Origin of the sequence: Pseudomonas sp. 43(2021) (genome assembly GCF_017490805.1) — a bacterium.
In the GTDB taxonomy this organism is placed as follows: Bacteria; Pseudomonadota; Gammaproteobacteria; order Pseudomonadales; family Pseudomonadaceae; genus Aquipseudomonas.
Genome location: NZ_JAFGYJ010000005.1, coordinates 57971 through 70526, shown reverse-complemented (window position 1 = coordinate 70526; position 12556 = coordinate 57971). Strand labels below are relative to the sequence as shown.

Annotated in this window: 13 protein-coding genes; 4 read left to right on the top strand and 9 right to left on the bottom strand. The window is 62.4% G+C overall.

The window, feature by feature from the left end; genetic code table 11:
• Nucleotides 1-97: 97 nt before the first annotated feature.
• The 7 genes from ruvB to J5M71_RS05840 form a co-directional block, all read right to left on the bottom strand.
• Nucleotides 98-1144: a Holliday junction branch migration DNA helicase RuvB gene (gene ruvB, locus J5M71_RS05870; RefSeq protein ID WP_087502834.1), complete on the bottom strand. Its 1047-nt coding sequence runs from the start codon at nt 1142-1144 to the stop codon at nt 98-100.
• Complete coding sequence (ruvA, locus tag J5M71_RS05865; protein ID WP_015271473.1) at nt 1141-1758, bottom strand: Holliday junction branch migration protein RuvA; 618 nt, start codon at nt 1756-1758, stop codon at nt 1141-1143. The genes ruvB and ruvA overlap by 4 nt, the downstream gene beginning before the upstream one ends.
• Nucleotides 1759-1867: 109 nt before the next feature.
• Nucleotides 1868-2392, bottom strand: a complete 525-nt coding sequence (ruvC, locus tag J5M71_RS05860; protein ID WP_004375291.1) for a crossover junction endodeoxyribonuclease RuvC — start codon at nt 2390-2392, stop codon at nt 1868-1870.
• A 186-nt stretch (nt 2393-2578) separates the two neighbouring features.
• On the bottom strand, nt 2579-3325 hold the full coding sequence (locus tag J5M71_RS05855; protein ID WP_013973810.1) for a YebC/PmpR family DNA-binding transcriptional regulator: 747 nt from the start codon (nt 3323-3325) through the stop codon (nt 2579-2581).
• A 114-nt stretch (nt 3326-3439) separates the two neighbouring features.
• Nucleotides 3440-5215 (bottom strand): aspartate--tRNA ligase, encoded by a 1776-nt coding sequence (gene aspS / locus J5M71_RS05850; protein WP_207830737.1) that lies wholly within the window; start codon nt 5213-5215, stop codon nt 3440-3442.
• A gap of 93 nt (nt 5216-5308) precedes the next feature.
• Entirely contained in the window at nt 5309-5530 is a 222-nt protein-coding gene (locus J5M71_RS05845; protein WP_003254776.1) for a zinc ribbon domain-containing protein, read from the bottom strand.
• A gap of 92 nt (nt 5531-5622) precedes the next feature.
• The gene (locus tag J5M71_RS05840) at nt 5623-5952 is read right to left on the bottom strand and encodes a ribbon-helix-helix domain-containing protein (protein WP_207830735.1); all 330 of its coding nucleotides are present in this window, start codon (nt 5950-5952) and stop codon (nt 5623-5625) included.
• A 281-nt stretch (nt 5953-6233) separates the two neighbouring features.
• On the opposite strand from J5M71_RS05840, the gene J5M71_RS29545 reads away from it, so the two are divergent.
• Nucleotides 6234-6827, top strand: a complete 594-nt coding sequence (locus J5M71_RS29545) for a cold-shock protein (protein WP_207830733.1) — start codon at nt 6234-6236, stop codon at nt 6825-6827.
• A gap of 172 nt (nt 6828-6999) precedes the next feature.
• On the opposite strand, the gene J5M71_RS05830 is transcribed toward J5M71_RS29545, so the two are convergent.
• Complete coding sequence (locus J5M71_RS05830) at nt 7000-7206, bottom strand: SlyX family protein (RefSeq protein WP_063913024.1); 207 nt, start codon at nt 7204-7206, stop codon at nt 7000-7002.
• Nucleotides 7207-7626 carry an HIT domain-containing protein gene (locus tag J5M71_RS05825; RefSeq protein WP_207830731.1) on the bottom strand — a complete coding sequence of 140 codons (420 nt, stop codon included), beginning with the start codon at nt 7624-7626 and terminating at the stop codon, nt 7207-7209. It lies immediately after the preceding gene.
• Between the two features lie 690 nt (nt 7627-8316).
• Between J5M71_RS05825 and J5M71_RS05820 the strand changes: the two genes are divergently transcribed.
• The 3 genes from J5M71_RS05820 (at nt 8317) to J5M71_RS05810 (ending at nt 12432) form a co-directional block, all read left to right on the top strand.
• Nucleotides 8317-9582 carry an OprD family porin gene (locus J5M71_RS05820; protein ID WP_207830729.1) on the top strand — a complete coding sequence of 422 codons (1266 nt, stop codon included), beginning with the start codon at nt 8317-8319 and terminating at the stop codon, nt 9580-9582.
• 160 nt (nt 9583-9742) lie between these two features.
• Nucleotides 9743-11458, top strand: a complete 1716-nt coding sequence (locus J5M71_RS05815; RefSeq protein WP_063913027.1) for a proline--tRNA ligase — start codon at nt 9743-9745, stop codon at nt 11456-11458.
• A gap of 20 nt (nt 11459-11478) precedes the next feature.
• A complete protein-coding gene (locus J5M71_RS05810; protein WP_063913028.1) occupies nt 11479-12432 on the top strand; it encodes a hypothetical protein in 954 nt (317 codons plus the stop codon).
• Nucleotides 12433-12556 lie beyond the last annotated feature (124 nt).

The following is a 12556-nucleotide window of genomic DNA, read 5'->3' as shown; positions in this document are numbered from 1 at the left end:
ATCCGCTGTGGCAACTGTTTTTTCTTCATTTATGTCCTATTGCCAGCGCACCCTCGGCATGCCAGCGGTAGGACCACGAAAAGCTGTTTTCGATCTGTCACTCATCGCCCGTTTCGGAAAAATCCCCACCCTCCCCCAGGCGCCCGGGTACGTTCAGGCCAAAGTGCAGGTAGGCATGCCGGGTGACCACGCGGCCGCGCGGCGTGCGCATGATGTAGCCTTGCTGGATGAGGTACGGCTCGAGCACGTCCTCGATGGTGTGGCGCTCTTCGCTGATGGCTGCCGCCAGGTTGTCCACGCCGACCGGGCCACCGTCGAACTTCTCGATCATGGTCAGCAGCAGGCGGCGGTCGGAGTGGTCGAAACCGCGCTCGTCGACATCCAGCAGATTGAGCGCCATGTCGGCCACGGCCTTGGTGATCTGGCCCTTGCCGCGCACCTCGGCGTAGTCGCGCACGCGGCGCAGCAGGCGGTTGGCGATACGTGGCGTGCCGCGGGCCCGACGGGCGATCTCGTAGGCACCCTGGTCTTCGATGGCCAGGCCGAGGATGCCGGCCGAACGGCTGACGATGGTGGCCAGGTCCTTGTCGCTGTAGAACTCCAGGCGCTGGACGATACCGAAACGGTCCCGCAGCGGGTTGGTGAGCATGCCCGCACGGGTGGTGGCACCAACCAGGGTGAACGGCGGCAGGTCGAGCTTGATAGAACGGGCCGCTGGCCCTTCGCCGATCATGATGTCGAGCTGGAAGTCCTCCATCGCCGGGTACAGCACTTCTTCGACGACCGGTGACAGCCGGTGGATCTCGTCGATGAACAGCACGTCGTGCGGTTCGAGGTTGGTCAGCATGGCCGCGAGGTCGCCCGGGCGCTCGAGGATCGGCCCCGAGGTACTCTTGACCGACACGCCCATTTCATGGGCGATGATGTTGGCCAGGGTGGTCTTGCCAAGGCCGGGCGGGCCGAAGATCAGCGTATGATCGAGCGATTCGCTGCGGCCACGGGCGGCCTGAATGAACAGCGCCATCTGCTCGCGCACCACCGGCTGGCCGATGTACTCGTCCAGCCGCAGCGGGCGGATCGCACGGTCCTGGACTTCTTCACGGTCGCGGCCACTGGCGGCGATCAGGCGGTCGGCTTCGATCACTTGGTAATCATCCCTTTCAGGCTGCGACGGATCAGTTCTTCACTGCTCAGGCCGGCCTTGTCCTTGATCGCGGCGATCGCCTTGCTGGCTTCCTGCGGCTTGTAGCCGAGCGAAACCAGGGCGCTGACTGCGTCGGCTTCGGCTGTGGATGCGCTGGCCACCGGCAGCGGCCCGTCGGAGACCAGGGTGAACATGGCCGGGGAAGTTTCCCAAGCCTTGAAGCGGTCCTTGAGCTCTACCAGCAGGCGTTCGGCGGTCTTCTTGCCGACACCGGGCACGCGCACCAGGGCCGAGGTGTCCTGGGCCTGCACGCAGCGCACCAGCTCGTCCACTTCCAGCCCGGACATCAGCGCCAGGGCCAGCTTCGGCCCTACGCCGTTCAGGCGGATGAGTTCGCGGAACAGCTCGCGCTCGCGCTTTTCGGCAAAACCGTAGAGCAGGTGAGCGTCCTCGCGCACCACCAGGTGGGTATGCACGGTTACGGGTTCGCCCACCTTGGGCAGACGGTACAGCGTGGTCATGGGAACTTCCAGTTCGTAACCCACGCCATTGACGTCGATAATCAGGTGCGGCGGCTGTTTTTCCGCCAGGGTGCCGCGCAAACGTCCAATCACGTTCCGATCCTTCCTCTCGGGGAGCCGGTCAAAGACCGCTCAACCCTATCAGCAAATGCAGCGGGTGAACGCATCACCCGAACAAAATGTGTATCAGCGCATGAAGCGCCTACAGACGCAAGCGCCCTCCGCGTCGCCGCGCCGTGGCCAGGCCATGCGGCACCAGGCTGGAGCGGGTATGGGCGTGGCACAAGGCGATGGCCAAGGCATCGGAGGCGTCGATCTGCGGCTTCTGCGTCAGTTTCAGCAGGTGCATGACCATCATCATCACCTGCTCCTTGTTGGCCCCGCCGGTACCGGCTACCGCCTGCTTGACCTGAGTGGCGCTGTATTCGGCGATTTCCAGGCCGGCTTCGGCGGCGGCGACGATGGCCGCGCCACGGGCCTGGCCAAGCTTGAGCGCCGAGTCGGCGTTACGGGCCATGAACACCCGCTCGATGCCCATGGTGACCGGGCCGTGCTGGGCGATGATTTCACCCACGCCACGAAAGACGATCTGCAGCCGCTCGTGCAGCTCGCCGCTGCCGGTGCGAATGCAGCCCGACGCCACGTACTCGCAACCACGGGCGGTCTGGCGTACCACGCCATAGCCGGTGATGCGCGAACCGGGGTCGATACCAAGAATCAGAGTCATAGTGCCTGTCAAAAAAATTGATGCATCTGTGCAAACTGTACCGGCCCTTTCGCGGGTAAACCCGCTCCCACAGGTACTGCACCGATTCTGAATGTGGTGCAGTACCTGTGGGAGCGGGTTTACCCGCGAAAGGGCCGGTACAGGCGCTGACAAACTTGAAGAACTGGCCTGGATAGCCAGGACACCTTAGCCGAGGTTTTCCATGATCTCGTCGGAAATCTGGGCATTGGAGTAGACGTTCTGCACGTCATCCAGGTCTTCGAGCATGTCGATCAGTTTGAGCACCTTTTCGGCACCGTCCTGGTCGAGTTCGGCGCTGGTGGTCGGCTGCATGACGATTTCCGCGTCAGCGGCCTTGAAGCCCGCCTCTTCCAGGGCATTGCGCACGGCGTAGAAGCTGTTGAACGAGGTGAACACGTCGAACGAGCCGTCATCGTTGGCCACCACGTCGTCGGCATCGGCTTCCATCGCCGCTTCCATCAGCGCGTCTTCCTCCACGCCCGGGGCAAAGCTGATCTGCCCCTTGCGCTCGAACAGGTAGGCCACCGAACCGTCGGTACCCAGGTTGCCACCACACTTGGTGAAGGCATGACGCACGGCGGCGGCGGTACGGTTGCGGTTGTCGGTCATGGCCTCGACCATGATCGCCACGCCACCCGGGCCGTAACCTTCGTAGCTGAGTTCTTCGACGTTGTCGCTTTCGTTGGTACCGGCACCACGGGCCACGGCGCGATCGATGATGTCGCGGCTCATGTTGGCGCCCAGGGCCTTGTCCAGCGCCAGGCGCAGGCGTGGGTTGGAGGCCGGGTCAGCACCGCCCTGCTTGGCGGCGACCGTCAGCTCGCGGATCCACTTGGTGAAGATCTTGCCTCTCTTGGCATCCTGGCGCTCTTTGCGGTGCTTGATGTTTGCCCACTTGGAATGACCAGCCATAACGACTCCGAATCCTTTGAATCACAAACAGCCCCGCCCCTGTGCGGGGCGGGACGGGAAATTGCCTGCGCCGAAACGCAAAGGCGCATCCATGTGGATGCGCCCGGGGACTGCTTACTCGACCTTGGTCTGTTCGCGCAGCCGGATGTGCAGCTCGCGCAGGGCCTTGGCGTCGACCATGCCTGGGGCCTGGGTCATGACACACGCGGCGCTCTGGGTTTTCGGGAAGGCGATCACTTCACGGATCGACTGGGCGCCGGTCATCAGCATGACCAGGCGGTCCAGGCCGAAGGCCAGGCCACCGTGAGGCGGTGCACCGAACTTCAGGGCGTCGAGCAGGAAGCCGAACTTCTCTTCCTGTTCTGCCGCTTCGATGCCCAGCAGGCGGAACACGGCCTGTTGCATCTCCTTGCGGTGGATACGGATCGAACCGCCACCCAGTTCGGTACCGTTCAGGACCATGTCGTAGGCACGCGACAGAGCGCTGGCCGGGTTGGCCTCGAGCTCTTCCGGAGTGCATTTCGGCGCGGTGAACGGGTGGTGCAGCGCGGTGAAGCTGCCGTCTTCGTTCTCTTCGAACATCGGGAAGTCGACCACCCACATCGGTGCCCACTCGCAGGTCAGCAGCTCGAAGTCGTGGCCCAGACGGATACGCAGCGCGCCCAGGGCTTCGCTGACCACCTTGAACTTGTCGGCACCGAAGAACACGATGTCGCCGTCAACGGCGCCAACGCGATCGAGGATGGTGTTGAGGTTGGCCTCGGGGATGTTCTTGACGATCGGCGACTGCAGGCCTTCGACGCCCTTGGCGCGCTCGTTGACCTTGATGTAGGCCAGGCCCTTGGCACCGTAGATGCCGACGAACTTGGTGTACTCGTCGATCTTGCTGCGCGGCATGCTGGCGCCGCCTGGCAGGCGCAGGGCGGTAACGCGGCATTTCGGATCGTTGGCCGGGCCGGCGAACACCTTGAAGTCGACGTCCTTGAGCTGGTCGGCAACGTCGACCAGTTCCAGCGGAATGCGCAGGTCCGGCTTGTCGGAGCCGTAGCGGCGCATGGCCTCTTCGAAGGTCATGTGCGGGAATTCGCCGAATTCCAGGTCCAGCACTTCCTTGAACAGCTTGCGGATCATGCTTTCGGTCAGGCCCATGATCTCGCTTTCATCGAGGAAGCTGGTCTCGATGTCGATCTGGGTGAATTCCGGCTGGCGGTCGGCACGCAGGTCTTCGTCACGGAAACACTTGGCGATCTGGTAGTAGCGGTCGAAGCCGGCGACCATCAGCAGCTGCTTGAACAGCTGTGGCGACTGCGGCAGGGCGAAGAAGCTACCGGCGTGGGTACGGCTAGGCACCAGGTAGTCACGCGCGCCTTCCGGGGTGGCACGGGTCAGGATCGGCGTCTCGACGTCGAGGAAGCCGTTTTCGTCAAGGAAGCGACGAATGCTGCTGGTGATGCGCGAACGCAGGCGCAGCTTGTCGGCCATTTCCGGGCGACGCAGGTCGATGAAGCGGTAGCGCAGGCGGGTTTCCTCGCCGACGTCGGAGTATTCGTTCAGCGGGAACGGTGGGGTTTCCGCTTCGTTGAGCACGTTCAGCTGGTAGCCGAGGATCTCGATGGCACCGGAAGCCATGTTGGCATTCACCGCACCTTCAGGGCGCTTGCGGACCTTGCCGGTGATCTGCACGACGTATTCGCTGCGCACGCGGTCGGCAGCGGCGAAGGTTTCGGCGCGATCCGGGTCGAACACGACCTGGGCCATGCCTTCGCGGTCACGGATGTCGAGGAAGATCACCCCGCCGTGGTCGCGGCGACGATGGACCCAGCCGCAAAGGGTGACTTCCTGGCCGTCCAGGCTCTCGTTCAGTTGGCCGCAATAATGGCTGCGCATCATGATGGTGGTTTCGCTTCTCGTGATTCGTGTATTCGGTGGAGGCCTTGGCCGCCCGGAGGGCTAATACTGCAAGACCCGGTCACAGCATTCAACTCAGTCGGCCTTGTCGCCGCCTGCCAGATTCTTTTTCGCCCCGGTCTTGAAGTCGGTTTCGTACCAACCGTTACCGCTCAGGCGGAAGCCTGGCACCGACAGCAGCTTCTTCAGCGCCGGCGCCTGACAGGCCGGGCAATCGGTCAGCGGCGCGGCGCTGATCTTCTGCAGCACTTCCATGCGGTGCTCGCAGGATGCACATTGATAGTCATAAAGGGGCATGGGTGTCTCTCGTCAACCATAACGCTGGCTGCCGGGGCAGCAAAAAGCGGGATTATATATGGTTAGCAAGCACTGCGCAGCCCGCCAGGCGATCAGCGCGCACTTGGCGGGTCCTGAAGCCAGGCGACGCAGATCACCCGGATCAGCCCGCTGAAGTTGCGCACCCCACCCTGGCGCAGGTGCACTTCGCGGTCCACATAGGACAGCACCGCGCTGACCGAGCAGCGGTTGGCCGCGGCGATGCGCTCCAGGATGCCCCAATAGACGGCCTCCAGCCGCAGGCAGGTGGAAAAGCCGTTGAGCCGCACCGAACGCGACACCGGCTGGGTCTGCAACATGTCGAAATCCGCCCTGAACGGATCGATGCACTGTTTTCCCGGCCAGCGCCCCTGGCCAGCCACACGTTTGCTCGCTTGCATCATGCGCCACACTTCCTCGTCACAGGTACCAGGTGGCCTATGAAGCGCTGACGGGCGTGGTTAAAGCAGCGGCAAAATCTTCCTGCACAAGCTGCATTACCCGCCGCGCAGCCTGCGGTTTGAGTAGCCTGCGGCTTTACTGTTAAATAGGCATGGTGCCACCCGTGCAGATTGTCATTGCCGGGTGCATAGGCTGGCCTGTCCCGTGTTCGCGCTCTACACCTCATGCGCACCGTGCCGCCAGCTCTTCCTGTGATCGGCCTTATCAACTGTGAGCCAACCCCATGTTCAAGATCGTCCATCTGGTGACGGGCGTGGCAGCATTGCTGCTATCGCTCCTACCCAGCCTGAAAACCGATGCGACCCCCTTCCTTCAACAACCCGACGCGGTCTACCTGGCCCTGCTCGGCCTGCTCAACCTGGTGCTGGCCCCGGTCGTGCCACTGTACTACCGCGGCGCACGGCAACAGCTGCAGCACCTGGCCTGCGCCCTGCTGGTGGTGGCCGTGGTGCTGCAGACCCTGACACTGCTGGCCCGCCCGGAAATGGGCAACCTGGCCGCTCTGGTCTGCGCGGCGCTGGCGGTGGCCGTGCACCTGGCCGTGGGCTTTGCCCGCAGCCCGCGCAAGGCACGCGCCAGCCAGCACGCGGCGCAGGATGCCGGCAATCGTGATACCGGTACCGTGAAGTGGTTCAACACATCCAAAGGCTTTGGCTTCATCTCCCGCGACTCGGGCGATGATATCTTCGTGCACTTTCGCGCCATTCGCGGTGAAGGCCACCGCATCCTGGTGGAAGGCCAGCGCGTGGAATTTTCCGTGATGCACCGCGACAAGGGCCTGCAGGCCGAGGATGTGGTTGCGGTAACCCGCCGCTGATTCCATTTGCAGAAACCATCCCTTGTGGGAGACAGCCCAGCCCTTCGGGCTGCGCTGTCGCGCAGTGAACTGAATTCGCAAGCGGTCCGCTCCCACAGGGGCCCTGCCAATTCAATGAGTCATGTGCAGCTCCATGAGAGCTGGCTTGCCGGCGACAGGGCCCTGAAAGGTATCAATAATGAGGCGGCGGCGCCTCGTCCCCTTCGCTGCCGTACTGGCCAACCATCTCTTCGTAACGCTTGATCAGCTCGGCCATCTGCAACTGCAGCCGTTCGATCACCCGCCCCTGCTCGACCACCACGTCATTCAGCGCCTGGATGGTGTCATCCTGGAACGCCTGGCGGGTTTCCAGTTCGACCACTCGTAATTCAAGCGACATTCAGGCCTCCTGGTAGCCGGCAAGTTGCAGCCCGCGCAGGCGCTGGCGAATGGCTTGCACCTGGTCGTCGGTGTAGGCCACCGCCGGGCACTTGCCCCACACCGGTGCCGGCCAGGCGGCGTCGTCGCGCTGGCGCACGATCACGTGCATGTGCAACTGGCTCACCACATTGCCCAGGGTAGCCACGTTCATCTTGTCGGCGTTGTAGCTGGCCTTCAGTGCCTCGGCCAGACTGGTGGTTTCCTGCCACAACTGCTGCTGCTCCGCAGCATCGAGCTCGAACAGTTCGCTGATACCGGCGCGCTTGGGCACCAGGATGAACCACGGATAGTTGGCATCCTTGCTCAGCAACAACTGGCACAGCGCAAACTCCCCCAGCACCAGGGAATCCTGCTGCAAACGCGAATCGAGGACGAACACGGCAAATCTCCTTGAGGCAGAACCAACCGCTTCACGCGGAAAACAGGCCTGCAAGGATACCTTGCACGTTCCCGGTAACACAGCGCTACTTTTCGCACCAAAATGAGGCCGCCGGTACACCTCCCACCACACTTGCCACCCACAGGTGACGCTGCATGAACAAGTTGCGGTAACACATTGACTTTCATGGCAGCTTTTCAATTTTTAATGATTCTCGACAGCAATACGCCGCCAGACGGCTCCCGCCCCGTGTTTACGGCACTTTCCGACCCCCGGTAGCAGGTTTTGTGAAAATTTCATGAAGCGTTGCGAATTTTGAGCACGCTTGTTGCATTCCTTTCACGCCAAGTCGGCACGACATCTGCAACAGCGGGTGTACGCGACAAATAACAACAGCGACATTGGTTACCAGGGAGTTTCCCCAACCGGAATCGGTAGTTACAGATTCATTACGGTGACAGGAACAGCGCTGGGGTTGTACGGCCCTTGAACCGGGGCGTGATTTGCGACATGGAAATACCTAGAAGCGACATGGTGAAAAAGTTCCGAAAAGGATGTTTATACCCATATCGCCAACAACAGTCTGCGTGCTATACATTTTCGCCGACATAACAAGAAAGAGCTGCCCCATATAACTAAAAGACTTGGACGCAGCGGTACTCTTCCTAAAAACCAAAGGAGCAAATCACGATGCGCGTGATGAAGTGGAGCATGATCGCCCTGGCCGTTGCGGCAGGGACCTCGCAGTTGGCATTGGCCTCTTCCCAGGACGAGTCCAAAGGTTTCATCGAAGACAGCAAGCTGAACGTCAAGACCCGCATGCTGTACTTCAGCCGTGACTTCCGTAACAACGAAGGCGGCCAGAGCCGTCGCGAAGAAACCGGCCTGGGCTTCCTCGGCACCTTCGAGTCCGGCTTCACCCAGGGCACCGTGGGTGTGGGTGTCGATGCCATCGGCATGCTCGGCCTGAAACTGGACAGCGGCAAGGGCCGCGCCGGTACCGGCCTGTTCCCGACCGGCTCCGACGGCCGTTCGCAGGATGATTACTCCAAGGGCGGTGGTGCGGTTAAGTTCCGTATCTCCGACACCGTGCTGAAAGTGGGTGACCAGTTCACCGCACTGCCGGTCTTCGCTACCGACGACAGCCGCCTGCTGCCAGAAATCGCTCAGGGCACCCTGATCACCAGCAACGAGATCGAGGGCCTGACCCTGCACGCTGGTCACTTCACCAGCCTGACCGCCCAGGAGCAGACCAACCGCGACAGCTTCGGCCTGAAGGAAGCCAACGTGGTCGGTGGTACCTACGCCTTCACCGACAACCTCAGCACCAGCCTGTACTACTCGAAGGTCGAAGACTACTGGCGCAAGTACTACGCCAACGTCAACTGGGCGCTGCCGATCTCCGACAAGCAAGGCCTGGTGTTCGACTTCAACATTTATGACACCAAGAGCGAAGGCTCGGCCGAGTACCGCGCGTTCGACGGCGACAAGCTGGACAACCGCGCGTTCAGCCTGTCGGGCGCCTACAACATCGGCGCGCACACCTTCACCCTGGCCTACCAGAAAGTCACCGGCGACGGCGACTATGGCTATGGCATCGACGGTGGCGGCACCATCTTCCTGGCCAACTCCATTGCCCGTTCCGACTTCAACGCCGAAGACGAGAAATCCTGGCAGGCTCGCTACGACCTGAACTTCGCCGAATACGGCATCCCGGGCCTGACCTTCATGACCCGTTATGTACGCGGTACCGACGCCAACGTCGCCGGCACCAGCAACGGCAAGGAATGGGAACGCGACGTCGATATCAAGTACGTACTGCAGAGCGGCCCGGCGAAAGACCTGAGCTTCCGCGTACGTCAGGCCACCTACCGCTCTTCCGATGGCGTTTACTACGATTCCCCATCGATCGACGAACTGCGCCTGATCGTGGAGTACCCGCTGAGCATCCTGTAAGCCTGGCTTGCAGTGCCCCGCACCTGAAAAAGCCCGGCGATCACGCCGGGCTTTTTCTTGGCTGACAAGTGTCACGCCCTGGGGCATCCTGTACGCCTTCGTTTCGCCCCCGTACAATGCGGGGTCATTTCAATGTCTTAGGCAATCGACACGGCTCACCATGCGCACCAGTCAATATTTGCTCGCCACCCAGAAAGAAACCCCTGCCGACGCAGTGGTCATCAGCCATCAGCTCATGCTGCGTGCCGGCATGATCCGCAAACTGGCCTCCGGCCTGTACACCTGGCTGCCGATGGGCTTGCGGGTGATGCGCAAGGTCGAGGCCGTGGTGCGTGAGGAAATGAACGCCGCCGGCGCCCTGGAAGTGCTGATGCCCAGCATCCAGCCCGCCGAACTGTGGCAGGAATCCGGCCGCTGGGAACAGTACGGCCCCGAGCTGCTGCGCCTGAAAGACCGCCACCAGCGCGACTTCTGCGTCGGCCCGACCCACGAAGAAGTCATCACCGACCTGGCCCGCAACGAGCTGTCCAGCTATAAACAGCTGCCGCTCAACATGTACCAGATCCAGACCAAGTTCCGTGACGAGATCCGCCCGCGCTTCGGCCTGATGCGCGGCCGCGAGTTCATCATGAAGGACGCCTACTCGTTCCATGCCGACCAGGCTTCCCTGCAGGAAACCTACGACCGCATGCACCAGGCGTACAGCAACGTGTTCACCCGCCTGGGCCTGGACTTCCGTCCAGTACAGGCTGACACCGGCTCTATCGGTGGCAGCTACTCGCACGAGTTCCACGTACTGGCCGAGTCCGGCGAAGACGACGTGATCTTCAGCGACAGCTCCGACTACGCCGCCAACATCGAGAAGGCCGAGGCCATCCCGCGCGAAACCGTGCGCCCAGCCCCTACCGAGGAGCTGCGCCTGGTCGACACGCCGAACGCCAAGACCATCGCCCAGCTGGTGGAAAACTTCGGCCTGCCGATCGAGAAAACCGTCAAGACCCTGATCGTGCGCGGCGCCGAGGAAGGCAAGCTGGTTGCCCTGGTGGTACGTGGCGACCACGAGCTGAACGAAATCAAGGCGGCCAAGCTGGAACAGGTTGCCGACCCGCTGGTCATGGCTACCGACGCCGAGCTGCGCGAGGCCATTGGTGCCGGCGCCGGCTCGCTCGGCCCGCTGAACCTGCCGCTGGAATGCGTGATCGACCGTTCGGTTGCCCTGATGAGCGACTTCGGCATTGGCGCCAACATCGACGACAAGCACTACTTCGGCGTGAACTGGGAGCGCGACCTGCCGGTTCCACAGGTCGCCGACCTGCGTAACGTGGTCGAAGGTGACCCGAGCCCGGACGGCCAGGGCACCCTGGTGATCAAGCGCGGCATCGAAGTGGGCCACATCTTCCAGCTCGGCACCAAGTACAGCGAGGCGCTGAAGTGCCAGGTACTGGGCGAGAACGGCAAGCCGGTAACCCTGTCCATGGGCTGCTACGGCATCGGCGTGTCCCGCGTGGTCGCCGCTGCCATCGAGCAGAGCTACGACGACAAGGGCATCATCTGGAACGACGCCCTGGCCCCGTTCCAGATCGCCCTGGTACCGCTGCGCTACGAGACCGACGTGGTTCGCGAGGCGACCGACAAGCTGTACGCCGAGCTGACTGCTGCCGGCTACGAAGTGCTGCTGGACGACCGTGACAAGAAGACCAGCCCAGGCATCAAGTTTGCCGACATGGAGCTGATCGGTATCCCGCACCGCATCGTCGTCAGCGATCGCGGCCTGGCCGAAGGCAACCTGGAGTACAAGCACCGCACCGAGCAGGACGCCCAGCCGTTGCCGCTCAATGAAGTGCTGACCTTCCTGCAGGCCCGCGTTCGCCGCTGATAACCAATGCACGAGTGATCATGTTCAAGCGAAGTACCTTTCCCCTGGGGGGCGCCGCACTGTGCGGCGCCCTGCTCGTCAGCGGCTGCGCCAACCAGATGTCCCAGCGCAGCGACCATGAGGAGCGCATCGAGCGCAAACTGCTCGAGCACACCCTGCAGATCGATGTCGGCGAGCCGAAGGTGATGGAGCTTCCGCAGCGACGTGTGCGGGTGCATGAGCAGAAGCGCTTCGAAGTCACCGAGTTCGAAGTCACCCGCAGCTATGACCGCTACACGCCTTACCAGCCCTGGCGGGAGATCTACGAGATCCCGCTGGGTGCGGTGGCGGTAGTAGCGGGCGTCGGTGCCAACGTGGTCAACGTCTTTGCCCTGGGCAACCTGCCGGAAAGCATCACCCACGACTGGCTCAGCTACGGCGTGGACGGGCTCAACCCGTTCATGAACGTGCCGTCCAACGGTCGTGCCCAGCAGAACCTGGCCGGGATCAGCGAAGTGCAGAAAGGCAAGCGCGAGGAATCTACCAGCGTGCCCTGGAGCGAGCGCCTGGTCGAGGTCAAGGCCGGCAAGATGACCCACGAGCTGACCACCGACAGGAACGGCGTGCTGCGCCTGAACCTGCTCGACAGCCCGTTCTCCGAGCAGAACCTCAACCACATCGGCACCCTGCACCTGCAGGTGCTGGACGAGGACAATGCGGTACGTGGCGATGCCAGCCTGCTGGTCAGCGCCACCCTGCGCAACAAGCTGCTCGAAGCCCATGAACTGATCTTCGATGACCTGGAAGACGACGATGTCGGCCAATGGGTACACCGGGTCAAGCGCTTGTCCGAACTGGGCCTGGAAGAGGAAGCCAGTGAAATGGAACAGAGCCTGATCGAACTGACCCGCAACGACCCGGAGCTGCAACAGGAGTTTCTGCAGTCGCTGACCAAGGCCACTGGCCGGTTGGTGGCTGATCCGGGCGTGCAGTAACTGCTGCGGGGCAACGCATCCCCCTGTGGGAGCGGCCTTGTGTCGCGAAAGGGCTGCAGAGCAGTCCCGACAATTGATGCATCATTGCTGAAATCCTGGGGCCGCTACGCGGCCCTTTCGCGAC